35 protein-coding genes are annotated in these 23,636 nt (G+C 62.5%); 1 reads left to right on the forward strand and 34 read right to left on the reverse strand.

All coding sequences use genetic code 11. The features are described 5' to 3' along the window. Positions 1-31: 31 nt before the first annotated feature. A complete protein-coding gene (gene ssb, locus HNO53_RS18505) occupies positions 32-652 on the reverse strand; it encodes a single-stranded DNA-binding protein (RefSeq protein ID WP_209474183.1) in 621 nt (206 codons plus the stop codon). A 72-nt stretch (positions 653-724) separates the two neighbouring features. After that, entirely contained in the window at positions 725-2,110 is a 1,386-nt protein-coding gene (locus tag HNO53_RS18510; protein WP_209474185.1) for an MFS transporter, read from the reverse strand. A 163-nt stretch (positions 2,111-2,273) separates the two neighbouring features. Between HNO53_RS18510 and uvrA the strand changes: the two genes are divergently transcribed. Next, on the forward strand, positions 2,274-5,135 hold the full coding sequence (gene uvrA, locus HNO53_RS18515; RefSeq protein WP_209474187.1) for an excinuclease ABC subunit UvrA: 2,862 nt from the start codon (positions 2,274-2,276) through the stop codon (positions 5,133-5,135). 125 nt (positions 5,136-5,260) lie between these two features. Here the strand turns inward: uvrA and rplQ are convergent, their stop codons facing one another. The 32 genes from rplQ to rpsL all read right to left on the reverse strand — a co-directional run bounded on the left by rplQ (position 5,261) and on the right by rpsL (position 23,518). After that, positions 5,261-5,656: a 50S ribosomal protein L17 gene (gene rplQ / locus HNO53_RS18520; RefSeq protein ID WP_149328154.1), complete on the reverse strand. Its 396-nt coding sequence runs from the start codon at positions 5,654-5,656 to the stop codon at positions 5,261-5,263. A gap of 39 nt (positions 5,657-5,695) precedes the next feature. Then, positions 5,696-6,694, reverse strand: coding sequence for a DNA-directed RNA polymerase subunit alpha (locus HNO53_RS18525; RefSeq protein ID WP_209474188.1), 999 nt, complete (start codon positions 6,692-6,694; stop codon positions 5,696-5,698). An 82-nt stretch (positions 6,695-6,776) separates the two neighbouring features. Then, entirely contained in the window at positions 6,777-7,397 is a 621-nt protein-coding gene (rpsD, locus tag HNO53_RS18530) for a 30S ribosomal protein S4 (protein ID WP_209474190.1), read from the reverse strand. 12 nt (positions 7,398-7,409) lie between these two features. Then, the gene (gene rpsK, locus HNO53_RS18535; protein ID WP_010626488.1) at positions 7,410-7,796 is read right to left on the reverse strand and encodes a 30S ribosomal protein S11; all 387 of its coding nucleotides are present in this window, start codon (positions 7,794-7,796) and stop codon (positions 7,410-7,412) included. Positions 7,797-7,835: 39 nt separating this feature from the next. Next, on the reverse strand, positions 7,836-8,192 hold the full coding sequence (rpsM, locus tag HNO53_RS18540; protein WP_010626487.1) for a 30S ribosomal protein S13: 357 nt from the start codon (positions 8,190-8,192) through the stop codon (positions 7,836-7,838). A 122-nt stretch (positions 8,193-8,314) separates the two neighbouring features. Next, complete coding sequence (rpmJ, locus tag HNO53_RS18545) at positions 8,315-8,428, reverse strand: 50S ribosomal protein L36 (protein ID WP_009099023.1); 114 nt, start codon at positions 8,426-8,428, stop codon at positions 8,315-8,317. Between the two features lie 51 nt (positions 8,429-8,479). Then, positions 8,480-9,811 carry a preprotein translocase subunit SecY gene (gene secY / locus HNO53_RS18550; RefSeq protein WP_209474192.1) on the reverse strand — a complete coding sequence of 444 codons (1,332 nt, stop codon included), beginning with the start codon at positions 9,809-9,811 and terminating at the stop codon, positions 8,480-8,482. After that, positions 9,812-10,246 carry a 50S ribosomal protein L15 gene (rplO, locus tag HNO53_RS18555; protein ID WP_209474194.1) on the reverse strand — a complete coding sequence of 145 codons (435 nt, stop codon included), beginning with the start codon at positions 10,244-10,246 and terminating at the stop codon, positions 9,812-9,814. It abuts the gene before it with no gap. 3 nt (positions 10,247-10,249) lie between these two features. Beyond that, positions 10,250-10,432 (reverse strand): 50S ribosomal protein L30, encoded by a 183-nt coding sequence (gene rpmD, locus HNO53_RS18560; RefSeq protein ID WP_010626484.1) that lies wholly within the window; start codon positions 10,430-10,432, stop codon positions 10,250-10,252. Between the two features lie 5 nt (positions 10,433-10,437). Next, positions 10,438-10,938 (reverse strand): 30S ribosomal protein S5, encoded by a 501-nt coding sequence (gene rpsE / locus HNO53_RS18565; protein WP_010626483.1) that lies wholly within the window; start codon positions 10,936-10,938, stop codon positions 10,438-10,440. An 11-nt stretch (positions 10,939-10,949) separates the two neighbouring features. Then, positions 10,950-11,300 (reverse strand): 50S ribosomal protein L18, encoded by a 351-nt coding sequence (gene rplR, locus HNO53_RS18570; protein ID WP_111413347.1) that lies wholly within the window; start codon positions 11,298-11,300, stop codon positions 10,950-10,952. A gap of 9 nt (positions 11,301-11,309) precedes the next feature. Continuing rightward, positions 11,310-11,840 (reverse strand): 50S ribosomal protein L6, encoded by a 531-nt coding sequence (gene rplF / locus HNO53_RS18575; protein WP_197448631.1) that lies wholly within the window; start codon positions 11,838-11,840, stop codon positions 11,310-11,312. Between the two features lie 9 nt (positions 11,841-11,849). Then, a complete protein-coding gene (gene rpsH, locus HNO53_RS18580; protein ID WP_209474196.1) occupies positions 11,850-12,242 on the reverse strand; it encodes a 30S ribosomal protein S8 in 393 nt (130 codons plus the stop codon). 32 nt (positions 12,243-12,274) lie between these two features. Continuing rightward, entirely contained in the window at positions 12,275-12,580 is a 306-nt protein-coding gene (rpsN, locus tag HNO53_RS18585) for a 30S ribosomal protein S14 (RefSeq protein ID WP_209474197.1), read from the reverse strand. A 10-nt stretch (positions 12,581-12,590) separates the two neighbouring features. After that, positions 12,591-13,130 (reverse strand): 50S ribosomal protein L5, encoded by a 540-nt coding sequence (rplE, locus tag HNO53_RS18590; RefSeq protein ID WP_111413343.1) that lies wholly within the window; start codon positions 13,128-13,130, stop codon positions 12,591-12,593. An 18-nt stretch (positions 13,131-13,148) separates the two neighbouring features. After that, on the reverse strand, positions 13,149-13,466 hold the full coding sequence (gene rplX / locus HNO53_RS18595) for a 50S ribosomal protein L24 (protein ID WP_086507996.1): 318 nt from the start codon (positions 13,464-13,466) through the stop codon (positions 13,149-13,151). 14 nt (positions 13,467-13,480) lie between these two features. Further along, on the reverse strand, positions 13,481-13,852 hold the full coding sequence (gene rplN / locus HNO53_RS18600; RefSeq protein WP_010626476.1) for a 50S ribosomal protein L14: 372 nt from the start codon (positions 13,850-13,852) through the stop codon (positions 13,481-13,483). A 39-nt stretch (positions 13,853-13,891) separates the two neighbouring features. After that, entirely contained in the window at positions 13,892-14,152 is a 261-nt protein-coding gene (rpsQ, locus tag HNO53_RS18605) for a 30S ribosomal protein S17 (RefSeq protein ID WP_010626475.1), read from the reverse strand. A 1-nt stretch (position 14,153) separates the two neighbouring features. Beyond that, positions 14,154-14,345, reverse strand: a complete 192-nt coding sequence (rpmC, locus tag HNO53_RS18610) for a 50S ribosomal protein L29 (protein ID WP_010626474.1) — start codon at positions 14,343-14,345, stop codon at positions 14,154-14,156. After that, entirely contained in the window at positions 14,345-14,758 is a 414-nt protein-coding gene (gene rplP, locus HNO53_RS18615; protein ID WP_111413341.1) for a 50S ribosomal protein L16, read from the reverse strand. Before rplP ends, rpmC begins: the two co-directional genes overlap by 1 nt. A 15-nt stretch (positions 14,759-14,773) precedes the next feature. Continuing rightward, positions 14,774-15,475, reverse strand: a complete 702-nt coding sequence (gene rpsC, locus HNO53_RS18620) for a 30S ribosomal protein S3 (protein WP_111413340.1) — start codon at positions 15,473-15,475, stop codon at positions 14,774-14,776. Between the two features lie 11 nt (positions 15,476-15,486). Then, positions 15,487-15,819 carry a 50S ribosomal protein L22 gene (rplV, locus tag HNO53_RS18625; RefSeq protein ID WP_097790618.1) on the reverse strand — a complete coding sequence of 111 codons (333 nt, stop codon included), beginning with the start codon at positions 15,817-15,819 and terminating at the stop codon, positions 15,487-15,489. A gap of 18 nt (positions 15,820-15,837) precedes the next feature. Further along, positions 15,838-16,113: a 30S ribosomal protein S19 gene (gene rpsS / locus HNO53_RS18630; protein ID WP_009098993.1), complete on the reverse strand. Its 276-nt coding sequence runs from the start codon at positions 16,111-16,113 to the stop codon at positions 15,838-15,840. A 22-nt stretch (positions 16,114-16,135) separates the two neighbouring features. Beyond that, complete coding sequence (gene rplB, locus HNO53_RS18635) at positions 16,136-16,963, reverse strand: 50S ribosomal protein L2 (RefSeq protein WP_209474199.1); 828 nt, start codon at positions 16,961-16,963, stop codon at positions 16,136-16,138. Positions 16,964-16,980: 17 nt separating this feature from the next. Then, positions 16,981-17,277, reverse strand: a complete 297-nt coding sequence (gene rplW, locus HNO53_RS18640) for a 50S ribosomal protein L23 (protein ID WP_010626469.1) — start codon at positions 17,275-17,277, stop codon at positions 16,981-16,983. Next, positions 17,274-17,879: a 50S ribosomal protein L4 gene (gene rplD / locus HNO53_RS18645; RefSeq protein WP_209474201.1), complete on the reverse strand. Its 606-nt coding sequence runs from the start codon at positions 17,877-17,879 to the stop codon at positions 17,274-17,276. The genes rplW and rplD overlap by 4 nt, the downstream gene beginning before the upstream one ends. Before the next feature lie 14 nt (positions 17,880-17,893). Beyond that, on the reverse strand, positions 17,894-18,532 hold the full coding sequence (rplC, locus tag HNO53_RS18650) for a 50S ribosomal protein L3 (RefSeq protein ID WP_209474202.1): 639 nt from the start codon (positions 18,530-18,532) through the stop codon (positions 17,894-17,896). A gap of 149 nt (positions 18,533-18,681) precedes the next feature. Then, positions 18,682-18,993, reverse strand: coding sequence for a 30S ribosomal protein S10 (gene rpsJ / locus HNO53_RS18655; protein ID WP_010626466.1), 312 nt, complete (start codon positions 18,991-18,993; stop codon positions 18,682-18,684). Between the two features lie 165 nt (positions 18,994-19,158). Continuing rightward, positions 19,159-20,352, reverse strand: a complete 1,194-nt coding sequence (gene tuf / locus HNO53_RS18660; RefSeq protein WP_209474204.1) for an elongation factor Tu — start codon at positions 20,350-20,352, stop codon at positions 19,159-19,161. Between the two features lie 29 nt (positions 20,353-20,381). Next, entirely contained in the window at positions 20,382-22,502 is a 2,121-nt protein-coding gene (gene fusA, locus HNO53_RS18665; RefSeq protein WP_209474206.1) for an elongation factor G, read from the reverse strand. Positions 22,503-22,547: 45 nt separating this feature from the next. Continuing rightward, a complete protein-coding gene (rpsG, locus tag HNO53_RS18670; protein ID WP_159554817.1) occupies positions 22,548-23,018 on the reverse strand; it encodes a 30S ribosomal protein S7 in 471 nt (156 codons plus the stop codon). Between the two features lie 125 nt (positions 23,019-23,143). Next, a complete protein-coding gene (gene rpsL, locus HNO53_RS18675; protein WP_010626462.1) occupies positions 23,144-23,518 on the reverse strand; it encodes a 30S ribosomal protein S12 in 375 nt (124 codons plus the stop codon). Positions 23,519-23,636 lie beyond the last annotated feature (118 nt).

Consider the following 23,636-nt stretch of genomic DNA (forward strand, 5'->3'; position numbering starts at 1 on the left):
TATCGCCTCCGGCGGCTTCGATCGGGCGAGATCAGAACGGAATCTCGTCGTCGAAATCGTCGAAGCTGCCCGGATCGGGCGCACCGTAGTTGTTCTGCTTCTGGCCGCCCTGCTGAGGCTGGCCGCCCGGCGCCGGACGCTGCTGCGGCTGGCCACCGCCATAGCCGCCCTGCTGCGGCGCGTTACCGTAGCCCCCCTGCGGCGGAGCGCCATAACCGCCCTGCTGCTGTGCCATGGGCGCACCCTGAGGCGCACCGTAGCCACCGCTTTGCTGCTGCGGCATGCCCGCCCCGGCCTGGCCGCCAAAGTCGCCACTACGCGAATCGAGCATCTGCATGTCGTTACAGACGATCTCAGTGGTGTAGCGGTCCTGACCGTCCTGCCCCTGCCATTTACGCGTCTGCAGGCGCCCCTCGAGGTAGACCCGCGAGCCTTTCTTAAGGTACTGCTGGGCAATCTCGGCCAAGCGGTTGAACAGTACCACCGAGTGCCACTCGGTACGCTCCTGACGTTGACCGCTCTGCTTGTCGGTCCAGGTATCGGTCGTCGCGACGCGCAGATTGGCAACGGGACTACCGGAAGGCATGAAACGGACCTCGGGGTCCTGCCCCAGGTTACCGATGAGAATGACCTTGTTGACGCCACGGGCCATGCTGGACTCCCTCTATAGTGAACAGGTGCATTGTAATGGTGCGGCCCTGCGGGCCGATGCCTGGCGAGCAGGCTAACCGCCGTGGCGGTTCGAGCGAATCAGGCGCGCCAGGGCATCCTCGTCGAGGCGACGCCGATCCACCTTAAGATACGCGACTCGCTCCTCCGGCACGACCAGAACGTCCTCGACCCCGGCCACGTCGGCAAAGCTCGCCATCAACGTATCGAGCGTGTCCTCCTGGTGTTCGTCATCCAAGGCCACCACCTCGCTCGACAGATGCGGTGGGGCCGGCATGCCCAGCATCAATAGCCACCACAGCGCGGCCAGGGCGGCACTGCCGACGAACACCGCCGGCAGCCCCCACTGCTGGGCCAGCAAGCCCCCCAGCACACCGCCGAGAAAGGCGCCGAGAAACTGGCTGGTCGAGTAGACGCCCATCGCCGTGCCCTTGGCCCCGGCCGGTGCCAGCTTGCTGAGCATCGACGGGAGCATGGCCTCGAGCAGGTTGAAGGCGATGAAGAACAACAGCAGCCAGCCGAACAGCGCCCAGCGGCCTTCAAAAGCGGCCAACCCGGCCAGGCTGACGACGATGGCCGCGATCGCCGTAAGGCTCATCCCCTTCATGCGCTGGCGCTTCTCGGCCACCACCACCAGCGGCACCATGGCAGCGAATGCCAGCGTCATGATGGCGAGATAGGTCAAGCCGTGACGCTCCGCCGCGATGCCCGATTCGACCAGGCGGAACGGCACGGCAACGAAGATCGCCATCAGCACCAGGTGCAAGGAGAAGATCGATAGATCGAGACGCCACAGGTCGGCACGCGTGAAGATCTCCGTCAACTGACCACGGTCGATACCCACGTCGCGGTGACGCAGCCGGCGCGGCGCCGGCGGCACTAGCTTCCACAGCACCGCCAGACCTAGCACGGCCAGGCCGGCGGTGAACCAGAACACAGAGGCCAGGCCAAAGGCCGCCGCCAGCCACGGCCCCAGCACCATGGCCACGGCGAATGCCACGCCTATCGAAAGGCCGATGGTGGCCATGGCGGCGGTGCGCACCTGCTCGCGGGTCTGATCGGCAAGCAGCGCCATGATCGCAGCGGCCACGGCGCCACTGCCCTGCAGGCAGCGTCCGAGGATGACGGCGCTGATGGAGTCTGCGGCTGCGGCCACCACGCTGCCGACGAGAAACAGTAGCAAACCGGTAGCAATGACAGGCTTGCGCCCGAGGCGGTCGGAAAGCAGGCCGAAGGGGATCTGCAGGATCGCCTGGGTGAGACCGTAGACGCCCAGCGCCAGGCCAACCAGCAGCGGCGTGGCGCCGGCCAGCTCGTCAGCGTACAGCGCCAGCACCGGCAACACCATGAACAGTCCCAGCATGCGCGTGGCATACAGGCCGGCCAGGCCGGTAATGGCGCGCCGTTCGGAGGCTAGCAGCAGTCCAGAGAGCTTGCGCATAGGGGATCAGTAGATTCCATGATGGGCGGGCCGGAGCCCTTTTGATGGACCGACTATTCTAACGACTCCGGCCCCCACAGGAAACGCCTCGACCAGCGGCGCTTTGGCGCGTAGTCGACCGCAGGCGTATAATCGAGGTTTTGCCCAGTGCCATGAGGTGGGAATGGACAGGATCGTGGTCAGGGGTGCGCGCACCCACAACCTCAAGCAGATCGACGTCGAGCTGCCCCGCGACAGCCTGATCGTGGTCACCGGGCTTTCGGGCTCGGGAAAGTCGTCGCTGGCCTTCGATACCCTCTATGCCGAGGGCCAGCGCCGCTATGTGGAGTCGCTCTCCACCTACGCGCGTCAGTTCCTGTCGATGATGGAGAAACCCGACGTCGATCATATCGAGGGGCTGTCGCCGGCGATCTCCATCGAGCAGAAGTCCACGTCACACAACCCGCGCTCCACGGTCGGCACCATCACCGAAATCTACGACTATCTGCGCCTGCTGTTCGCTCGCGCCGGCACGCCGCGCTGCCCCGAACACGGCGAGGAGCTCGAGGCCAGCACCATCTCACAGATGGTCGACCAGGTGTTGGCGCTGCCCGAGGGCAGCAAGCTGATGCTGCTGGCCCCCGTGGTCAAGGGCCGCAAGGGCGAGCACCTGCAGCTGCTCGCCGAGCTGCGCGCCCAGGGTTTCGTCCGTGTGATGGTCGACGGCCAGGCACTGGAGCTCGACGATATCGCCCCGCTGGACAAGAACAAGAAGCACGACATCAGCGTCGTGGTCGATCGCATCAAGGTGCGTGAAGGACTGGCTCAGCGCTTGGCCGAATCGTTCGAGACCGCCCTCAATCTGGCCGACGGCATTGCCGTGGTGCACTTCATGGACGGCGAGGCCGAGGACATCACCTTCTCGGCGCGCTTTGCCTGTCCTGTGTGCGGCTATGCCATTGCCGAGCTCGAGCCACGCATGTTCTCGTTCAACAACCCCGCCGGCGCCTGCCCCACCTGCGACGGTCTCGGGGTGCAGCAGGTCTTCGACCCCGACAAGCTGATCAGCCACCCGGAGCTGTCGCTGGCCGAAGGCGTCATCAAGGGCTGGGACCGGCGTAGCATTTATTACTTCAGCCAGTTGCAGGCCGTCGCCGACCACTACCGCTTCACTCTGGAGACGCCGTGGCAGGAGCTCGCCCGGCACGAGAAGGACATCGTCCTATACGGCAGCGGTGACGACGAGGTCGCCTTCAGCTACGTCAACGACCGCGGCCGTCGCGTGACCCGCGAGCACCCCTTCGAGGGCGTGCTGCCCAACATGCAGCGACGCTACCGCGAGACCGAGTCGAGCATGGTACGCGAGGAGCTGGCCCGCTACATCGCCGACCGTCCCTGCCCTACCTGCCACGGCTCACGACTGCGCAAGGAGGCGCGTCACGTCTTCGTCGACGATCATACGCTGCCGCAGATCGTGCAGCTGCCGATCGGCGAGGCGTGGGATTATTTCCAGCGCCTGACCCTGCCCGGACGCAAGGGCGAGATCGCCCAGAAAGTGATCAACGAGATTCATGCCCGCCTGGAGTTCCTGGTCAACGTCGGCCTCGACTACCTCAACCTCGAACGCAGCGCCGAGACCCTTTCCGGCGGCGAGGCCCAGCGCATTCGCCTGGCGAGCCAGATCGGCGCCGGCCTGGTCGGGGTCATGTACATCCTCGACGAACCCTCCATCGGCTTGCACCAGCGCGACAACGACCGCCTGCTCAAGACCCTGATCCACCTGCGTGACCTAGGCAATACCGTGATCGTGGTCGAGCACGACGAGGATGCCATTCGCGCCGCCGACCATGTGCTCGACATCGGCCCCGGCGCCGGCGTGCACGGCGGCAGGATCGTCGCCCAGGGCACCCCGGAGCAGGTCATGGCCAGCCATGACTCGCTGACTGGCCAGTACCTGTCGGGCAAGCGCCGCATCGAGGTGCCCAAGTGGCGCATCCCCGGCAACCCCGAGAAACGCCTCGTACTCACCGGGGCGCGCGGCAACAACCTTCACGCCGTCACCCTTGGCCTACCGCTGGGACTGTTCATCTGCGTCACCGGGGTCTCCGGCTCAGGCAAGTCGACCCTGATCAACTCGACGCTGATGCCCATCGCCGCACGTGAACTCAATCACGCCACGACCCTGACACCGGCGCCCTACGACACCATCGAAGGGCTCGATCAGCTCGACAAGGTGATCGACATCGACCAGAGTCCCATCGGGCGTACGCCACGCTCCAACCCGGCGACCTACACCGGCATTTTCACACCGATCCGCGAACTCTTCGCCGGCACTCAGGAGGCGCGCTCACGCGGCTACAAGCCGGGCCGCTTCTCGTTCAACGTCAAGGGCGGGCGCTGCGAAGCGTGCCAGGGCGAGGGCATGATCAAGGTCGAGATGCATTTCCTGCCCGACATCTACGTGCCCTGCGACGTGTGCAAAGGCAAGCGCTACAACCGCGAGACGCTGGAGATCGAATACAAGGGCAAGAGCATCGACGAGGTGCTCGAAATGACCGTGGAAGAAGCGCTGGAGTTCTTCAGCCCGGTACCGGCCATCGCACGCCGCTTGCAGACCCTGCTCGACGTGGGCCTCTCCTACATCCGCCTGGGCCAGAGTGCCACCACGCTTTCCGGCGGCGAGGCACAGCGCGTAAAGCTGGCCCGCGAGCTGGCCAAGCGCGACACCGGCAAGACGCTCTATATCCTCGACGAACCGACCACCGGGCTGCACTTCGAGGACATCCGCCAGCTGCTCGCCGTGCTCCACCGCCTGCGTGACCACGGCAACACCATCGTGGTGATCGAGCACAACCTCGACGTGATCAAGACCGCCGACTGGATCGTCGACCTGGGTCCCGAGGGCGGCTCCGGCGGCGGTCGCATCATCGCCGAGGGTACCCCCGAGCAGGTGGCCGAGATGGAAGTCTCGCACACCGGTCGCTTCCTCAAGCCACTGCTGGAGCGGGCCAGGAGCCAACAGGCCGAGCTGGCGACATCCAAATAGCCATATGACGGTCAGCGGCGCCGGGCAAGCCGCAACTGACAGACCAGCCAAAAAAACCCGGCTTCGCGAGAAGCCGGGTTTTTCGTATTGCTACAGCATTGCCGGGCCGGGCCCGCTGCCGGGAATCACTCCTCGGCGGCGGCTTCCTCGGCCTCCTCGACGACCGGACGGTCGACGAGTTCGACGAAGGCCATGGGGGCGTTGTCGCCGGTGCGGAAACCGCACTTGAGGATACGGACGTAACCGCCCGGACGCTCGGCGTAACGCGGACCCAGCTCGTTGAAGAGCTTGCCGACCGCTTCCTTCGAGCGGGTGCGGCTGAAGGCCAGACGGCGATTGGCGACGCTGTCCTGCTTGGCCAGGGTGATCAGCGGCTCGATGACGCGACGCAGCTCCTTGGCCTTGGGCAGGGTTGTCTTGATCACTTCGTGCTCGATCAGCGACACGCTCATGTTCTTGAACATGGCCTGGCGATGCGAGCTGGTACGATTCAGGTGACGACCACTCTTACGATGACGCATGGTTGTGATTCCTTACCAAACTGGGACTCGAGTCGACGCTCACGCGGAGGCCTTGTCGTCCTTCAGGCTCGCCGGCGGCCAGTTCTCCAGCCGCATGCCAAGGGAAAGACCGCGCGCAGCCAACACGTCCTTGATTTCGTTCAACGACTTCTTGCCGAGGTTCGGCGTCTTCAGCAGCTCGACTTCGGTGCGCTGGATCAGATCGCCGATGTAGTAGATATTCTCGGCCTTCAGGCAGTTGGCACTGCGGACGGTCAACTCGAGATCGTCTACGGGACGCAGCAGGATCGGATCGACGTGATCCTCTTCCTCCACGACCTCCTGTTCCTTGTCGGCTTCCAGGTCGACGAACGCAGCCAGCTGCTCCTGCAGGATGGTCGCGCTGCGACGGATCGCCTCCTCGGGGTCCAGGGTGCCGTCGGTCTCCAGGTCGATGATCAGCTTGTCGAGATCGGTACGCTGCTCGACACGCGCGGCATCGACGGCATACGAGACGCGGCGCACGGGGCTGAAGGTGGCATCCAGCTGCAGGCGGCCGATGGCGCGCGATTCATCATCCGCGCCCACACGGGCATCCGCCGGCTCGTAGCCGCGACCGCGAGCGATCTTCAGCTGCATCTTGAGCTCGGCGCCCTCGTTGACGTGGGCGATGACGTGGTCCGGATTGACGATCTCGACGTCGTGGTCGAGGACGATGTCACCCGCGGTCACCACGGCCGGGCCCTGCTTGTTCAGCGAGAGCACCGCCTCGTCGCGACTGTGCATGCGGATGGCTACGTCCTTGAGGTTCAGAAGAATCTCGATGACGTCTTCCTGAACACCCTCGATCGCGCTGTACTCATGCTCGACACCCGAGATCTCGACTTCCACCACGGCGCAGCCGGGCATGGACGAGAGCAGAATGCGACGCAGCGCATTGCCCAGGGTATGGCCAAAGCCACGCTCGAACGGCTCGAGCACGATCTTCGCGTGATGCGCGCTGATCTCTTCGACCTTGATATCGCGCGGACGGAGAAACTCTGTCACTGAACGCTGCATAACTACACCTTTGAGGCTGCCTAACGGTTACTCGGTACTCGTTGCCGGCCCGCACGGGCCGGCACGACGCGATCAGCGACGCTTACTTCGAGTACAGCTCGACGATCAGGTTTTCGTTGATGTCGGCCGACAGGTCGCCGCGTTCCGGGATAGCCTTGAAGGTGCCTTCCATCTTCTTCGCGTCCACCTCGATCCAGGCGACGTCGCCGCGGTTGGCAGCGATGGAAAGTGCACTCTGGATGCGCGCCTGGTTCTTCGCCTTCTCGCGAACGGAAACCACGTCGCCGGGCTTGACCTGATAGGAAGCCACGTTGACGGTACGGCCATTGACCGCAATCGCCTTGTGGCTCACCAGCTGGCGCGCCTCGGAACGAGTGGAACCGAAGCCCATGCGGTAGACGACGTTGTCCAGTCGGGATTCAAGCAGTTGCAGCAGGACTTCGCCGGTAGCGCCGGAGCGACGGGCGGCCTCCTTGTAGTAGCCGCGGAACTGCTTTTCGAGCACGCCGTAGATACGACGCACTTTCTGCTTCTCGCGAAGCTGCAAGCCGTAGTCGGAAAGACGCTGACGGCGCTGGCCGTGCACACCCGGGATCTGCTCGGATTTGCACTTCTTCTCGAAGGGAGTCACACCGCTCTTGAGGAAGAGGTCGGTGCCTTCACGACGAGACAGTTTGCACTTCGGTCCAATATAACGAGCCATGAATCTGTCTCCTTAAACGCGGCGTTTCTTCGGCGGACGGCAGCCATTGTGGGGAATGGGCGTCGCGTCAGTGATGCTCTGCACGCGGAAGCCGGCGGCGCTCAGCGCGCGCACGGCGGATTCACGGCCAGGACCGGGGCCCTTGACCAGCACGTCGACGTTTTTCACACCATACTCGGCTGCAGCGGTCGCTGCACGTTCGCTTGCCACTTGAGCAGCGAACGGGGTGCTCTTGCGAGAACCACGAAAACCCGAACCACCGGCTGTTGCCCAGGAAAGAGCGTTGCCCTGGCGGTCTGTGATCGTCACGATCGTGTTGTTAAAAGAGGCGTGGATGTGCGCAACGGCGTCCACTACCTGCTTTTTAACCTTTTTACGGTTGCTACGCGGGTTAGCCATGTTGATGTCAATTCCTGTCTTTACGCCAGAACGTGCGTGTTACTTGCGGATCGGCTTACGCGGGCCCTTCCGGGTACGCGCGTTAGTCTTGGTCCGCTGACCACGCAGCGGAAGACTACGACGATGACGCAGACCACGATAGCAACCCAGGTCCATGAGACGCTTGATGTTCAGCGTCACATCACGACGAAGGTCACCTTCCACGGTGTACTTGCCGACCTCGGCACGCAGGGCATCAACCTCTTCCGAGGAGAGTTCCTGAATCTTGGTGGTCGGCGCGATGCCGGTAGCAGCACAGATTTCCTGTGCACGCGTACGGCCAATCCCGAAGATATAGGTCAGCGAGATCGCCGCATGCTTGTTGTCCGGGATATTGACGCCTGCAATACGGGCCATCAGCTTTCTCCGAAATTTGAGCGGCTTGCTCGATTAGTCACTACAAAAGGCGCAACAGCATACCCCTTTACCCAGCTTCGGGCAAGGGGTATGCCGGCACCACTTTTCCACAAACGCCAGAATCAACCCTGGCGCTGCTTGTGCCGCGGCTCGATGCAGATGACGCGGACCGCGCCATTGCGCCGAATGATCTTGCAGTTGCGGCACATCTTCTTGACGGAAGCTCGAACTTTCATCGTTCCTTCTCCAAAATCGGCACGCGGCGCGCCAATCACCAGCGGCGCGGCTCAGCGCATGATGCCGCCGCTGCCATAGCCTTTCAGGTTGGACTTCTTCATCACCGACTCGTACTGGTGCGACATGAGGTGCGACTGCACCTGGGCCATGAAGTCCATGATCACCACCACCACGATCAGCAACGAGGTACCGCCGAAGAAGAACGGCACGTTCCACGCCACGATCAGGAACTGGGGCATCAGGGAAACCGCAGTGATGTACAGGGCACCGAACAGGGTCAGACGGGTCATGACCTTGTCGACGTAGCGAGCGGTCTGCTCACCAGGGCGAATCCCCGGCAGGAAGGCCCCTGACTTCTTGAGGTTGTCAGCGACATCCTTGGGGTTGAAGACCAGCGCTGTGTAAAAGAAGCAGAAGAATACCACCGCCGCCGCGAAAAGCAAGATGTACAGCGGCTGTCCCGGCCCGAGAGCCTGAGAGGCGCGCTGCAGCCATTCCATGCCGTCTCCGGCCCCGACCCACTGGCCGATGGAGGCGGGGAACAGCAGGATGCTGGAGGCAAAGATCGGCGGAATCACGCCCGCCATGTTGACCTTCAGCGGCAGGTAGCTGCTCTGCCCGGCATACATCTTGTTGCCGACCTGGCGCCGCGGGTAGTTCACCGTGATGCGGCGCTGGCCGCGCTCGATGAATACCACGAAGGCCACGGTCGCCACGCCCAGCACCGAGAGCGCCAGCAGCGGGAGCACGTTCCACGCACCCTCGTTACGGGCCAGCTCGAAGGCCTGACCCACCGCACCCGGCAGGCCGGCGACGATACCGGCAAAGATCAGCAGCGAGATGCCGTTGCCGATTCCCTTCTCGGTAATCTGCTCGCCCAGCCACATCAGGAACACTGCGCCCGACACGAAGGTGACGATGGCAGTGAAATAGAAGCTGAAGTCGGCGGTATAGGCGATACCCTGGCTGGCCAGACCCACCGACATGCCGGTGGCCTGCACCAGGGCCAGCGCCACCGTGCCGTAGCGGGTGTACTGGCTGATCTTGCGGCGGCCGGCCTCGCCCTCCTTCTTCAACTGCTCGAGATGGGGCGAGACCGCGGTCAGCAGCTGCATGATGATCGACGCCGAGATGTAGGGCATGATGCCCAGGGCGAAGATACTCATGCGTTCCAGCGCACCACCCGAGAACATGTTGAACAGTCCCAGGATGGTGCCCTGCTGCTCCCTGAACAAGGCAGCAAGCTGGTCAGGATTGATACCGGGAACGGGAATATGGGCACCGATACGGTACACCACGATGGCGAGGAGCACGAAGCGCAGACGCGCCCACAGTTCACTCAGACCGCTGCCCATCGCCGGCATGTTTCCTGACTTGGCCATTTAGTCCTCTACCTTGCCACCGGCGGCTTCGATCGCGGCACGGGCACCCTTGGTGACCTTGAGACCGCGAACGGTAACCGCCTTGTTGACGTCGCCGGAAAGAATGATCTTCGCGTGCTGGGTAGCGTCCTTGAGCACGTTGGCCTGCTTCAGGGTCTCCAGGGTGACTTCGTCACCGGCGACCTTGGCCAGCTCGCTCAGACGCACCTCTTCGGAGACCAGCGACTTCATGGAGGTGAAGCCGAACTTGGGCAGACGCCGCTGCAACGGCATCTGGCCGCCCTCGAAACCTGGCTTCACGGTGCCACCGCTACGCGACTTCTGGCCCTTGTGACCGCGACCGCCGGTCTTGCCCAGACCGGAGCCGATGCCACGACCGACGCGCTTTTCGGCGTGCTTGGAGCCCGGTGCCGGGCTCAGGCTGTTGAGTTTCATGGATTACTCTCCCTCTACCCGCACAAGGTAGTTGACCTTGTGGATCATGCCGCGCACGGCAGGGGTGTCTTCCAGTTCGACCGTATGACCGATGCGACGCAACCCGAGGCCCTTCATGGTGGCTTTGTGCTTGGGCAGTGTGCCGATGGTGCTACGGATCTGGGTAACCTTGAGTGTGGCTGCCATGGTATTTACCCCGTGATCGCTTCGACAGACAGACCGCGCTTGGCGGCGATGTCTTCCGGCGACTGCATGGAAGCGAGACCCTTGACGGTCGCGCGCACCACGTTGACCGGATTGGTGGAGCCGTAGCACTTGGCCAGCACGTCGTGGACGCCGGCCAGCTCGAGCACGGAGCGCATGGCGCCGCCGGCAATGATCCCGGTACCTTCGGAGGCCGGCTGCATGTACACCTTGGAGGCGCCGTGACGGGCCTTGACCGGGTACTGCAGGGTGTGGCCCTTGAGGCTCACCTTGACCATGTTGCGGCGCGCCTGGTCCATGGCCTTCTGGATCGCGACCGGCACTTCACGCGCCTTGCCACGACCGAAGCCGACACGACCATTGCCGTCGCCCACGACGGTCAGGGCGGTAAAGCCGAAAATACGGCCCCCCTTGACCACCTTGGCGACGCGGTTGACCTGCACGAGCTTTTCCTGCAGATCGCCGGTGTTCTGTTCGTTCTTCGCCATCGTAAAACCCTTTAGAATTCCAGGCCGCCTTCACGTGCGGCGTCGGCCAGGGCCTTCACGCGACCGTGATACTTGTAACCGGCACGATCGAAGGCCACCTGGGTGATGCCAGCCTGCTTGGCGCGTTCGGCAATCAGCGCGCCGACCTTGGCGGCGGCGTCGGAGTTGCCGGTCGCCCCCTCGCGCAGGTCCTTGTCCAGCGTGGAAGCGCTGGCCAGCACCTTGCCACCATCCGGCGAGATGATCTGCGCGTAGATGTGGCGCGGGGTACGGTTGACGCACAGGCGATACACGCCCAGCTCGCGCATCTTGGCGCGAGCGCGGCGGGCACGACGGAGACGAGATTCTTTCTTCGCGTTCATAACCCTGCCTTACTTCTTCTTGGCTTCTTTACGACGCACCTGCTCGTCGGCATACCGCACACCCTTGCCCTTGTAGGGCTCGGGCGGACGGAAGGCACGAACCTCGGCGGCGACCTGGCCCAGCTTCTGCTTGTCCGCGCTCTTCAGCACGATGACGGTGTTCTTCGGCGTTTCCGCAGAGACACCTTCAGGCAGCGAGTACTCGACCGGGTGGGAGAAGCCCAGTGACAGATTCAGCGTCTGGCCACTTGCCTGGGCACGATAGCCGACGCCAACGATTTCGAGGGTCTTGGTGAAGCCCTCGGAGACGCCGGTGACCAGGTTCTGGACCAGAGCACGAGTGGTGCCGACCATGGCCCAGGACTTGGCGCTCTCGCTCGGATTGAAGGTCAGTTGACCCTCTTCCTGGGCGATGGCCACGTCCGGGTGAACGGTCATGGACAGCGTGCCCTGGCTGCCCTTGACGGTCAGCTGGTCGCCGTCGAGCTTGACGTCGACGCCGGCGGGCACTTTAACCGGATATTTGGCTACGCGGGACATTCCAGACTCCTAGAATACGGTGCAGATGACTTCGCCACCGACGCCCGCCTGGCGAGCGGCACGGTCGGTCATCACGCCCTGGGAGGTGGTGACGATCGCCACACCCATGCCGTCCGCCACCTTGGGCAGTTCATCCTTGCCCTTGTACTGGCGCAGGGACGGCTTGGATACCCGCTGCAGGTGCTCGATGACCGGCTTGCCCTCGAAGTACTTGAGGGTCACGCTCAGCTCGGGCTTGGTGCCTTCAGCGACCGCGAAGTCGGTGATATAGCCCTCTTCCTTCAATACGCGGGCCACCTCGACCTTGAGCTTGGAGGACGGCATGGTGACCGTCTCCTTGGTGGCCAGCTGCGCATTGCGGATACGGGTGAACATATCCGCCAGAGTGTCTTGCATGCTCATTTACATTGCGCTCCTGATGTTTCCGTGGCGGCTTACCAGCTGGACTTCTTCAGCCCAGGGACCTCGCCACGCATAGCGGCTTCACGCAGCTTGTTACGGGCAAGCCCGAACTTGTTGTAGTAGCCGTGCGGACGGCCGGTGATCCGGCAGCGGTTACGCTGACGCACCGGGCTGGAGTCGCGCGGCAACTGCTGCAGTTTCAGCGTCGCCTCGAAGCGCTCTTCGTCGGAAGTATTCACGTTCTGGATGATCGCCTTGAGCTCGGCACGGCGGGCCGCATACTTCTCGACCAGCTTGGTGCGCTTGAGCTCGCGTTCAATCATGCTCTTCTTTGCCATGATCCCACCCTTATTTCTTGAACGGGAAGTTCAGCGCGCTCAGCAGCGCACGACCTTCCTCGTCGGTGTTGGCAGTAGTGGTGATGGTGACATCCAGCCCACGAATCCGATCGATCTTATCATATTCGATCTCGGGGAAGATGATCTGCTCACGCACACCCATGGAGTAGTTGCCGCGACCGTCGAAGGACTTCGGGTTGAGACCACGGAAGTCACGTACGCGGGGAATCGCGATGTTGACCAGACGATCGAGGAACTCCCACATGCGCTCGGCGCGCAGGGTCACCTTGATGCCGATCGGCCAACCTTCGCGCACCTTGAAGCCCGCGATGGACTTGCGCGCCTTGGTCACCAGCGGCTTCTGACCGGAGAGCTTCTCCAGGTCGCCGATGGCATTTTCGATCAGCTTCTTGTCGCTGGTCGCGTCACCGATGCCCATGTTGAGGGTCACCTTGGTGATACGCGGCACCTGCATCACGTTGGCGTAGCTGAACTGCTCTTTGAGCTGAGCCACCACCTCGTTCTGATAACGTTCTTTCAAGTTCGCCATTTTGCTACCCGACTCGCGTTAGGCGTCGATCTGCGTCTGCGTCGACTTGTAGATACGTACCTTGGTACCGTCTTCCTTAACCTGGAAGCCGACGCGATCCGCCTTACCGGTCTCCGAGTTGAAGATCGCCACGTTGGACGCGTGAATCGGAGCCTCGCGCTCGACGATACCGCCCTGATTGCCCGCCATAGGGTTGGGCTTGGTGTGACGCTTGATCATGTTCACACCGGACACGACAAAGCGTTCGTCCTTGAGGACGCGCTTGACGGTGCCACGCTTGCCCTTGTCCTTGCCGGCGATGACGATCACTTCATCGTCACGTTTGATCTTTTGCATATCCGCCTCGCTCCTTACAGCACTTCGGGCGCCAGGGAAATGATCTTCATGAACTTCTCGGTACGAAGCTCACGGGTCACCGGCCCGAAGATACGGGTGCCGATCGGCTGTTCGTTGGTGTTGTTCAACAGAACCGCCGCATTTCCGTCGAAGCGGATCAGCGAACCGTCGGAACGACGGACTCCGCTGCGGGTACGAACCACTACCGCCTTGAGGACCTGGCCTTTCTTGACCTTGCCACGCGGAATGGCTTCCTTCACCGTGACCTTGATGATGTCACCGACGCGCGCGTAGCGGCGGTGTGAGCCGCCAAGCACCTTGATGCACTGCACCCGGCGCGCTCCGCTGTTGTCGGCGACATCCAGCATTGTCTGAGTCTGAATCATCGGTTTTCTCCAAACCTAATCTGACTGCTCTCGCCGAGCTCAGCCCCTGGCCTGCTCGATCACCTCGACCAGCGTCCAGGCCTTCTTCTTGGACAGCGGACGGCATTCCTGGATGGATACCGTGTCACCGGCCTTGGCCTGGTTCGCCTCGTCATGGGCGTGCAGCTTGGTGGAGCGCTTGACGTACTTGCCATAGATCGGGTGCCGCTCGCGGCGCTCGATCATGACGACGATGGATTTGTCCATCTTGTCGCTCACCACCTTGCCGGTGAGCGTACGGGCTTTCTTTTCTTCGGCCATCTCAGTCACCTGCCTTCTCGTTGAGCACAGTCTTCACCCGGGCGATGTCCCGACGAACCTGCTTGAGCAGGTGAGTCTGGCTGAGCTGGCCGGTGGCCTTCTGCATGCGCAGGTTGAACTGCTCGCGGAGGAGTTCGAAGAGCTGCTCTTGGAGCTGCTCGACTGACTTTTCACGAATTTCCTGGGCTTTCATCACATCACCGTCCGTTTCACAAAGGTGGTGGACACGGGCATCTTTTGCGCGGCCAGGGAGAAGGCCTCACGGGCCAGCTCTTCGGACACGCCTTCGATTTCGTACAGGACCCGACCCGGCTGGATCTGTGCGACCCAGTACTCGACGGAGCCCTTACCCTTACCCATACGGACTTCGAGTGGCTTCTTGGAAATCGGCTTGTCGGGGAACACGCGGATCCAGATCTTGCCGCCACGTTTGACGTGACGAGTGATCGCACGACGGCCGGCCTCGATCTGGCGCGCCGTGATACGGCCGCGACCGGTGGCCTTCAGACCGTATTCCCCGAAGCTGATCTTGCTTCCGCGATGCGCCAGGCCACGGTTGCGACCTTTCTGCATCTTGCGGAATTTCATGCGCTTGGGCTGTAACATCGACTCGCTCTCCCCTTACCTGGAACCTTTCTTCTTGGAGGGCGCGGCCTGCGGCTGTTGCTTGGCCTTGGCGCGGACCTCTTCGATGCCCCCGAGGATCTCACCCTTGAAGACCCACACCTTGACACCGATGATGCCGTAGGTGGTCTTGGCCTCGTAGGTGGCGTAGTCGATGTCCGCACGCAGCGTATGCAGCGGCACGCGACCTTCCCGGTACCATTCGGTGCGGGCGATTTCCGCGCCGCCGAGGCGACCGGAGAGCTGCACCTTGATGCCGCCGGCGCCGAGGCGCATGGCGTTCTGCACCGCGCGCTTCATGGCGCGACGGAACATGACACGACGCTCGAGCTGACCGGCGATGTTCTGCGCGACGAGCTTGGCGTCGAGCTCCGGCTTACGCACCTCTTCGATGTTGACGTGCACGGGCACGCCCATCATCGCGGTGACGTCGCGACGCAGCTTGTCGACGTCCTCGCCCTTCTTGCCGATCACGATGCCCGGACGGGCAGTGTGAATGGTGATACGGGCGTTGTTCGCCGGACGCTCGATAGTGATCTTGCTCACGGAGGCGTTCTTAAGACGCTCCTCGAGGAAGCGACGCACTTCGAGATCGTTGTTCAGCTTGTCGGCATAAGCACCGCGCTCGGCATACCACACCGAGGAGTGGTCCTTGACGATACCCAGCCGAATACCTGTCGGATTGACTTTCTGACCCATCTGGTCGACTCCTACTTCTCGGCTACCTTGACGGTGATGTGGCAGGTGCGCTTCAGGATGCGATCCGCACGGCCCTTGGCGCGCGGACGGATGCGCTTGAGCGTCATGCCCTCATCGACGCAGATGGTCGAGACACGCAGCTCGTCGATATCCATGCCGTTGTTTTCTTCCGCATTCGCGATGGCGGACTGCAGCACCTTCTTGACCAGCTTGGCAGCCTTCTTCGGCGAGAAGGTCAGCAGGTCGAGCGCCTCGGCGACCGGTTTACCGCGCACCTGGTCAGCCACCAAACGGGCCTTCTGGGCGGATAAACGAGCGCCACGCAGCTTAGCTGTGACTTCCATCTCTCAATCCTCTCTGGCTTACCGTTTGGCTTTCTTGTCCGCCGCATGACCGCGATAGGTGCGGGTGGCAGCGAATTCGCCCAGCTTGTGGCCAACCATTTCCTCGGAGACGTGCACCGGGACGTGTTGGCGACCGTTATGGACAGCAATGGTGAGCCCGACCATGTTCGGCAGGATCATGGAACGACGCGACCAGGTCTTGATCGGTTTGCGGTCGTTCTTCTCCACTGCAGCCTCAACCTTCTTCAGCAGATGAAGGTCGATAAAAGGACCTTTCTTCAGTGAACGTGGCACAGCCGTTACCCCTTAATGTCTGTTACTTGGCCTTGCGGCGGCGAACGATCAGCGCGTCAGTGCGCTTGTTCTTGCGGGTCTTGTGGCCCTTGGTGGGCACGCCCCACGGCGTCACCGGATGACGACCACCGCTGGTGCGGCCTTCACCGCCACCGTGCGGGTGATCCACCGGGTTCATGGCCACACCGCGAACGGTCGGACGCACGCCTCTCCAGCGCTTCGCACCGGCCTTGCCAAGTTGACGCAGGCTGTGCTCAGAGTTGCTCACTTCACCCAGGGTCGCACGGCAGTCAGCCAGCACCTTGCGCATCTCGCCGGAGCGCAGACGCAGGGTGGCATAGCTGCCTTCACGGGCGACCAGCTGGGCGCTGGTACCGGCACTGCGAGCCAGCTGCGCACCCTTGCCGGGCTTGAGCTCGATGCAGTGAACGGTGGAACCCAGCGGGATGTTGCGCAGCGGAAGGGTGTTACCCTTCTTGATCGCCGCATTCACGCCGGACTCGAGACGGTCGCCTGCACTCACGCCCTTCGGCGCGATGATGTAGCGACGCTCGCCGTCCAGGTACTTCAGCAGCGCGATGTGGGCGCTGCGGTTGGGATCGTATTCGAGACGCTCGACGACGGCGGGAACGCCATCCTTGGTGCGCTTGAAGTCGATCAGCCGGTAGTGCTGACGATGACCACCGCCCACGTGGCGGGTGGTGATGCGACCGTTGTTGTTACGACCACCGCTGCGCGACTGCTTCTCGAGCAGCGGCGCATAGGGCTTGCCCTTGTGCAGCTCGTCGCTGACGACCTTGACGAGGTGGCGACGACCGGCGGATGTGGGTTTTGTCTTGACGATTGCCATGATCCGTACTCCTGCCCTTATTCGGCGCCAGTGAAGTCTTCGAGCGTCTCACCAGCAGCCAGGGTCACGTAGGCCTTGCGGTAGCCCTGGCGGCGGCCCAGACCGTGCGCGCTGCGCTTGGTCTTGCCCTTCATGTTCAGCACCTGGACGCGATCGACCTTCTTGCCAAACAGCACCTGCACGGCCTGCTTGATTTCCGGCTTGGTCGCGTCACTGGCCACCTTGAACACATACTGGTTGCGCTCGGCGGCGAAAGCGGCCTTCTCGGTCACGTGCGGACCGAGCAGAACCTTGAATACGCGCTCCTGGTTCATGCCAGCTTCTCCTCGAATTTACGCAGAGCAGAGACGGTGACCAGCACCTTGTCGAAGGCGATCAGGCTCACCGGATCGGCGGCAGCCACGTCCACCACATCCACGTTCGGGATGTTGCGGGCGGCCAGGTAGAGTTTCTCGTCGACTTCCTCGGTGACGATCAGCGCCTTTTCCAGGCCCAGCTCACCCAGCTTGGCGACCAGCTGCTTGGTCTTGGGCGCATCGACGGTGAACTCGTCGATGGCGACCAGGCGTTCCTGACGCACCAGCTCGGACAGGATGGAGCGCATCGCGGCGCGATACATCTTGCGATTGACCTTCTGCGAGTGGTCCTGCGGACGCGCGGCGAAGGTCACGCCGCCGCTGCGCCACAGCGGCGAGCGGATGGTGCCGGCACGTGCGCGCCCGGTACCCTTCTGGCGCCACGGCTTCTTGCCGCCACCACGCACGTCGGAACGGTTCTTCTGGGCGCGAGTACCCTGGCGCGCACCGGCCAGATAGGCGGTGACGACCTGGTGAACCAGCGCCTCGTTGAATTCTTTGCCAAAGGTGGCGTCGGCGACTTCGACAGTACCCGCGCCTGCAGCAAGATTCAGATTCATCGGTTCTATCCCCTTCAGCCAGCTTTGACGGCGCTGCGTACGATGACGTCGCTGCCGGTAGCACCGGGCACGGCGCCCTTGATCAGCAGCAGGTTGCGCTCGGCATCGACCCGCACGACTTCAAGGCTCTGCACGGTGCAGCGGACGTTGCCCATCTGACCGGCCATCTTCTTGCCCTTGAACACACGACCCGGGGTCTGACACATACCGATGGAACCCGGCGCACGATGCGACAGGGAGTTGCCGTGGGTGGCATCCTGGGTACGGAAATTCCAGCGCTTGACGGCGCCCTGGAAGCCCTTGCCCTTGGAGGTGCCGGTCACGTCGACCTTCTGACCAGCTTCGAAGAGGGATACGGTGAGTTCGCCGCCCACTTCCGGTGCCTCATCGCCTTCGGCGACGCGGAACTCCATCAGCGAACGACCGGCCTCGATACCTGCCTTGGCGTACTGACCTGCTTGCGCCTTGGTGAGGTGCTTGGCCTTGCGGGAGCCGGTTGTGACCTGAATCGCCGCGTAGCCGTCGGACTCGACGGTCTTGACGCTGGCGACGCGATTCGGCTCAACCTCGATCACGGTTACGGGCACGGAGGCGCCATCTTCGGTAAAGACACGGGTCATACCGGCCTTTCTACCGACCAAACCGATAGTCATTCTCAGTCTCCTTTAGTGTACGGGGCTATCACCCGCTATGGCTGCCCTTTCCAGAGCATTCCACTAGCACGTTGTATGACGCCATCTCGGCGTGGCGGCTGCTGCTCCAAGGTGTCGGAAGAGCGCTGGGCCGCGGGTGTCTAGTGTGGTTAGTCGAGCTTGATCTGCACGTCCACGCCAGCGGCGAGGTCGAGCTTCATCAGGGCATCGACGGTCTTCTCGGTCGGCTCGACGATATCGAGCACGCGCTTGTGAGTGCGAATCTCGTACTGGTCGCGCGCGTCCTTGTTGACGTGCGGCGAGATCAGCACAGTGTAGCGCTCACGATTGGTCGGCAGCGGAATCGGACCGCGCACCTGGGCGCCAGTACGCTTGGCGGTATCAACGATCTCCGCGGCGGACTGGTCGATCAGGCGATGGTCGAAGGCCTTCAACCGAATGCGAATCTTCTGGTTCTGCATTTGCCCTAAACTCCAATGGAAGTCGACGGCAATCTGCCGCCTACCCACGCATTCAAAGGATGCGCATTATATGCATGCCCGAGGCCGGAGTCAAACAACTCCGCTCGGGTGCGCAGAAAGGGGGCCCCTTGCGGAGCCCCCTTCGATCGATCAGAAGCCCAAGGCTTACTTGATGATCTTGGCCACGACGCCGGCGCCAACGGTACGACCGCCTTCACGAATGGCGAAGCGCAGACCTTCGTCCATGGCGATCGGAGCGATCAGGGTCACGACCATCTGGACGTTGTCGCCCGGCATGACCATCTCGACGCCTTCCGGCAGTTCACAGGTACCGGTCACGTCAGTGGTACGGAAGTAGAACTGCGGACGATAGCCCTTGAAGAACGGGGTGTGACGACCACCTTCTTCCTTGGACAGCACGTAGACTTCGGCTTCGAAGACGGTGTGCGGGGTGATGGTGCCGGGCTTGGCCAGCACCTGACCACGCTCGACCTCGTCACGCTTGGTGCCGCGCAGCAGGGCACCGACGTTCTCGCCAGCACGACCTTCGTCGAGCAGCTTGCGGAACATCTCGACACCGGTAACGGTCGTCTTGGTGGTGTCCTTGATACCGACGATCTCAACTTCCTCGCCGGCCTTGACGATGCCACGCTCGATACGACCGGTGACCACGGTGCCGCGACCGGAGATGGAGAAGACGTCCTCGATCGGCATCAGGAACGGCTGATCGATGGCACGCTCCGGCTCCGGAATATAGTCATCCAGGGCCTTGATCAGGTTGGCCACCGCGGTGGTGCCCATGCCGTTCTCGTCTTCGCCGTTCAGCGCCATCAGCGCGGAACCGGTGATGATCGGAGTGTCGTCACCCGGGAAGTCGTACTCGTTGAGAAGCTCGCGCACTTCCATCTCGACCAGCTCGAGCAGCTCTTCGTCGTCGACCATGTCGGCCTTGTTCAGGAACACGACGATGTACGGCACGCCGACCTGACGCGACAGCAGGATGTGCTCGCGAGTCTGCGGCATGGGGCCGTCGGCAGCGGAACAGACCAGGATGGCGCCGTCCATCTGGGCAGCACCGGTGATCATGTTCTTGACGTAGTCGGCGTGTCCCGGGCAGTCGACGTGCGCGTAGTGGCGCTGCTCGGACTGGTACTCGACGTGGGAGGTGGCGATGGTGATACCACGCTCACGCTCTTCCGGCGCGTTGTCGATGGAGTCGAACTGACGCCATTCACCGCCGAAGACCTCAGCCGAAACGCGAGTCAGGGCCGCAGTCAGAGTGGTCTTGCCGTGGTCGACGTGACCGATGGTGCCGACGTTGACGTGCGGTTTGGAACGTTCGAATTTTTCCTTAGCCACTTCGATAACCTCTTTACGTTTGCTAGCGGTTAGCCTTTCTGGTTGATGACGGCTTCAACGATGCTGGAGGGCGCCTCTTCGTAGCTCGCGAACTCCATAGTGTAGCTCGCACGACCCTGGGTCTGAGAACGCAGATCGGTCGCATAACCGAACATCTCGCCCAGAGGCACCATCGCGCGGATGACCTTGCCGGAGGAAGAGTCATCCATGCCCTGCACCAGACCACGGCGACGGTTCAAGTCACCCATGACGTCACCCATGAAATCCTCGGGCGTCACGACCTCGACTCTCATCACCGGCTCCAGCAGCACGGCCTTGGCCTTGCGCGCCCCTTCCTTGACAGCCATGGAAGAGGCAACCTTGAACGCGTTCTCGTTCGAGTCCACGTCATGGTAGGAACCATCGTACAGCGTGACCTTGACGTCGATCATCGGGTAACCCGCGATGACGCCGTTCTGCAGCTGCTCGTAGGCCCCTTTCTCGACGGCACCCACGTATTCCTTGGGTACCACACCGCCGACGATCTCGGAAGCGAACTTGAAGTGCATGTCTTCGTCTTCGCCCTTGTCCGCCTCGGTGAGCGGCTCGATACGCAGCCAGACATGGCCGTACTGGCCACGACCGCCGGACTGACGCACGAACTTGCCTTCCTGCTCGACCTTGCCGCGAATGGTCTCGCGGTAGGCGACCTGCGGCTTGCCGATATTGGCTTCGACCTTGAACTCGCGACGCATGCGGTCAACGATGATGTCCAGGTGCAGTTCGCCCATGCCGGAGATGATGGTCTGACCGGTCTCTTCGTCGGTCTTGACGCGGAAGGACGGATCCTCCTGGGCCAGCTTGCCCAGCGCCACGCCCATCTTCTCCTGGTCGGCCTTGGATTTCGGCTCCACCGCCACGGAGATCACCGGATCCGGGAACTCCATGCGCTCGAGGATGATCTTGTTTTCGAGATCGCACAGGGTGTCACCGGTGGTGACGTCCTTGAGGCCGATACAGGCAGCAATGTCGCCAGCGCGAACCTCTTTGATCTCTTCACGCGAGTTGGCGTGCATCTGCACGATACGCCCCACGCGCTCTTTCTTCTGCTTGACCGAGTTGAATACGCTGTCACCGGAGTTGAGCACCCCGGAGTAGACGCGAATGAAGGTCAGGGTGCCGACGAAGGGGTCGGTGGCGATCTTGAACGCCAGCGCAGCGAAAGGCGCGTTGTCGTCCGCTTCGCGGGTCTCGATCGTGCCGTCCTTGTCGTCCAGCTCACCCTCGATGGCCTTGACCTCGGTGGGTGACGGCATGTATTCGATGACGCCGTCGAGCACCGCCTGCACGCCCTTGTTCTTGAACGCAGAGCCGCAGGTGACCAGCACGACCTCGTTGTCCAGGGTACGGCGGCGCAGACCGGCCTTGATCTCCTCGATGGAGAGCTCGCCCTCCTCGAGGTACTTGTCCATCAACTCTTCAGAGGCCTCGGCCGCGGCTTCGACCATCTGCTCGCGGTACTCCTCGGCGGTCTCCTGGAGCTCGGCCGGAATGTCGACCAGCTCGTAGTTCATGCCGAGGCTTTCCTCGTCCCACAGGATGGCCTTCATCTGGATCAGATCGATGACGCCCTTGAACTCCTCTTCGGTGCCCCAGTTGATCTGGATCGGCACGGCGTTGGCGTTCAGGCGCTTCTTGAGCTGATCGACGACCATGAAGAAGTCGGCGCCGGTACGGTCCATCTTGTTGACGAACACCATGCGCGGCACTTCGTACTTGTTGGCCTGGCGCCACACGGTCTCGGTCTGCGGCTGCACGCCGGACGAGCCGCACAGCACCACGACGGCACCGTCGAGCACGCGCAGGGAACGCTCCACCTCGATGGTGAAGTCGACGTGCCCCGGGGTGTCGATGATGTTGATGCGGTGCTCATCGAACTGCTTGTTCATGCCCTGCCAGAAGCAGGTGGTCGCCGCAGAAGTGATGGTGATGCCACGCTCCTGCTCCTGCTCCATCCAGTCCATGGTGGCCGCGCCGTCATGAACTTCGCCCACCTTGTGGGAGAGACCGGTGTAGAACAGGACACGTTCGGTCGTGGTGGTCTTGCCGGCATCGACGTGAGCGACGATGCCGATGTTGCGATAGCGGTTGAGTGGAGTCTTGCGAGCCACGGTGGAACTCCCCGTTGATTGGCGATGCGTTTAGAAGCGCTGCACTTAGAAACGGTAGTGCGAGAACGCCTTGTTGGCCTCGGCCATGCGATGCACGTCTTCACGCTTCTTGACCGCGGAGCCCTTGCCTTCGGCGGCATCCAGCATCTCGCCAGCGAGGCGCTGCACCATGGTCTTCTCACCGCGCTTGCGCGCCGCATCCACCAGCCAGCGCATGGCCAACGCCTGGCGACGCGAGGGACGAACCTCTACCGGCACCTGATAGGTCGCACCGCCAACGCGGCGGGACTTGACCTCGACCATCGGCTGGATGGCTTCCAGCGCGCGATCGAAGATGTCCAGCGGCTCTTCTTTACTGCGCTCGGCAACCGTGTCCAGCGCACCATAGACGATGCGCTCAGCTGTGGACTTCTTGCCGCTGACCATCAGGTGGTTCATGAACTTGGCCAGACGCTCACTTCCGAACTTGGGATCCGGCAGGATCTCGCGCTTGGCTACAACTCTTCTTCTAGGCATGACAAGCCCTCTATCGAAGGGTCTTTCAGGCAAACCCGGCACACCCGCACGCTCTCACCGAGCCCGCGACGACCGGCCTTACTCTTATCAGACCGAAATAAATGTCGTTAGCGCAACGAAGTCGATCAGGACTTCGGACGCTTGGTACCGTACTTGGAACGGCCCTGCTTACGATTCTGCACGCCGGAGGTGTCGAGGGCGCCGCGCACGGTGTGGTAACGCACACCCGGCAAGTCCTTGACACGACCGCCGCGGATCAGAACGACGGAGTGTTCCTGAAGGTTGTGACCCTCACCACCGATGTAGGACGAAACCTCGAACCCGTTGGTCAGACGCACGCGGCAGACCTTACGCAGGGCCGAGTTCGGCTTCTTCGGGGTAGTGGTGTAGACGCGGGTGCAGACGCCGCGCTTCTGTGGGCAGGCCTGCAGCGCCGGCACGTCGCTCTTGGCGGCGGGGCGCTTGCGCGGCTTGCGCACGAGCTGATTGATCGTTGCCATGTTGTGTAGCTGACTCCAATGGTTGCCTTGCCTTTTCGTGGACGCGGGCGCACCCACCCCACTATTAAAGGCTGCGAATTCTAAGGTCTAACGGGGTGGGGCGTCAAGCGATTGACCG

It is taken from the genome of Billgrantia antri (assembly GCF_017868935.1).
GTDB lineage: Bacteria > Pseudomonadota > Gammaproteobacteria > Pseudomonadales > Halomonadaceae > Halomonas > Halomonas antri.

Bases quoted from the DNA above. Each gene is read 5' to 3' on its own strand.
- ssb (WP_209474183.1), bottom strand. From the start codon at position 652: ATGGCCCGTGGCGTCAACAAGGTCATTCTCATCGGTAACCTGGGGCAG.
- HNO53_RS18510 (WP_209474185.1), bottom strand. From the start codon at position 2,110: ATGCGCAAGCTCTCTGGACTGCTGCTAGCCTCCGAACGGCGCGCCATT.
- uvrA (WP_209474187.1), top strand. From the start codon at position 2,274: ATGGACAGGATCGTGGTCAGGGGTGCGCGCACCCACAACCTCAAGCAG.
- rplQ (WP_149328154.1), bottom strand. From the start codon at position 5,656: ATGCGTCATCGTAAGAGTGGTCGTCACCTGAATCGTACCAGCTCGCAT.
- HNO53_RS18525 (WP_209474188.1), bottom strand. From the start codon at position 6,694: ATGCAGCGTTCAGTGACAGAGTTTCTCCGTCCGCGCGATATCAAGGTC.
- rpsD (WP_209474190.1), bottom strand. From the start codon at position 7,397: ATGGCTCGTTATATTGGACCGAAGTGCAAACTGTCTCGTCGTGAAGGC.
- rpsK (WP_010626488.1), bottom strand. From the start codon at position 7,796: ATGGCTAACCCGCGTAGCAACCGTAAAAAGGTTAAAAAGCAGGTAGTG.
- rpsM (WP_010626487.1), bottom strand. From the start codon at position 8,192: ATGGCCCGTATTGCAGGCGTCAATATCCCGGACAACAAGCATGCGGCG.
- rpmJ (WP_009099023.1), bottom strand. From the start codon at position 8,428: ATGAAAGTTCGAGCTTCCGTCAAGAAGATGTGCCGCAACTGCAAGATC.
- secY (WP_209474192.1), bottom strand. From the start codon at position 9,811: ATGGCCAAGTCAGGAAACATGCCGGCGATGGGCAGCGGTCTGAGTGAA.
- rplO (WP_209474194.1), bottom strand. From the start codon at position 10,246: ATGAAACTCAACAGCCTGAGCCCGGCACCGGGCTCCAAGCACGCCGAA.
- rpmD (WP_010626484.1), bottom strand. From the start codon at position 10,432: ATGGCAGCCACACTCAAGGTTACCCAGATCCGTAGCACCATCGGCACA.
- rpsE (WP_010626483.1), bottom strand. From the start codon at position 10,938: ATGGCGAAGAACGAACAGAACACCGGCGATCTGCAGGAAAAGCTCGTG.
- rplR (WP_111413347.1), bottom strand. From the start codon at position 11,300: ATGAACGCGAAGAAAGAATCTCGTCTCCGTCGTGCCCGCCGCGCTCGC.
- rplF (WP_197448631.1), bottom strand. From the start codon at position 11,840: ATGTCCCGCGTAGCCAAATATCCGGTTAAAGTGCCCGCCGGCGTCGAC.
- rpsH (WP_209474196.1), bottom strand. From the start codon at position 12,242: ATGAGCATGCAAGACACTCTGGCGGATATGTTCACCCGTATCCGCAAT.
- rpsN (WP_209474197.1), bottom strand. From the start codon at position 12,580: ATGGCAAAGAAGAGCATGATTGAACGCGAGCTCAAGCGCACCAAGCTG.
- rplE (WP_111413343.1), bottom strand. From the start codon at position 13,130: ATGGCGAACTTGAAAGAACGTTATCAGAACGAGGTGGTGGCTCAGCTC.
- rplX (WP_086507996.1), bottom strand. From the start codon at position 13,466: ATGCAAAAGATCAAACGTGACGATGAAGTGATCGTCATCGCCGGCAAG.
- rplN (WP_010626476.1), bottom strand. From the start codon at position 13,852: ATGATTCAGACTCAGACAATGCTGGATGTCGCCGACAACAGCGGAGCG.
- rpsQ (WP_010626475.1), bottom strand. From the start codon at position 14,152: ATGGCCGAAGAAAAGAAAGCCCGTACGCTCACCGGCAAGGTGGTGAGC.
- rpmC (WP_010626474.1), bottom strand. From the start codon at position 14,345: ATGAAAGCCCAGGAAATTCGTGAAAAGTCAGTCGAGCAGCTCCAAGAG.
- rplP (WP_111413341.1), bottom strand. From the start codon at position 14,758: ATGTTACAGCCCAAGCGCATGAAATTCCGCAAGATGCAGAAAGGTCGC.
- rpsC (WP_111413340.1), bottom strand. From the start codon at position 15,475: ATGGGTCAGAAAGTCAATCCGACAGGTATTCGGCTGGGTATCGTCAAG.
- rplV (WP_097790618.1), bottom strand. From the start codon at position 15,819: ATGGAAGTCACAGCTAAGCTGCGTGGCGCTCGTTTATCCGCCCAGAAG.
- rplB (WP_209474199.1), bottom strand. From the start codon at position 16,963: ATGGCAATCGTCAAGACAAAACCCACATCCGCCGGTCGTCGCCACCTC.
- rplW (WP_010626469.1), bottom strand. From the start codon at position 17,277: ATGAACCAGGAGCGCGTATTCAAGGTTCTGCTCGGTCCGCACGTGACC.
- rplD (WP_209474201.1), bottom strand. From the start codon at position 17,879: ATGAATCTGAATCTTGCTGCAGGCGCGGGTACTGTCGAAGTCGCCGAC.
- rplC (WP_209474202.1), bottom strand. From the start codon at position 18,532: ATGACTATCGGTTTGGTCGGTAGAAAGGCCGGTATGACCCGTGTCTTT.
- rpsJ (WP_010626466.1), bottom strand. From the start codon at position 18,993: ATGCAGAACCAGAAGATTCGCATTCGGTTGAAGGCCTTCGACCATCGC.
- rpsG (WP_159554817.1), bottom strand. From the start codon at position 23,018: ATGCCTAGAAGAAGAGTTGTAGCCAAGCGCGAGATCCTGCCGGATCCC.
- rpsL (WP_010626462.1), bottom strand. From the start codon at position 23,518: ATGGCAACGATCAATCAGCTCGTGCGCAAGCCGCGCAAGCGCCCCGCC.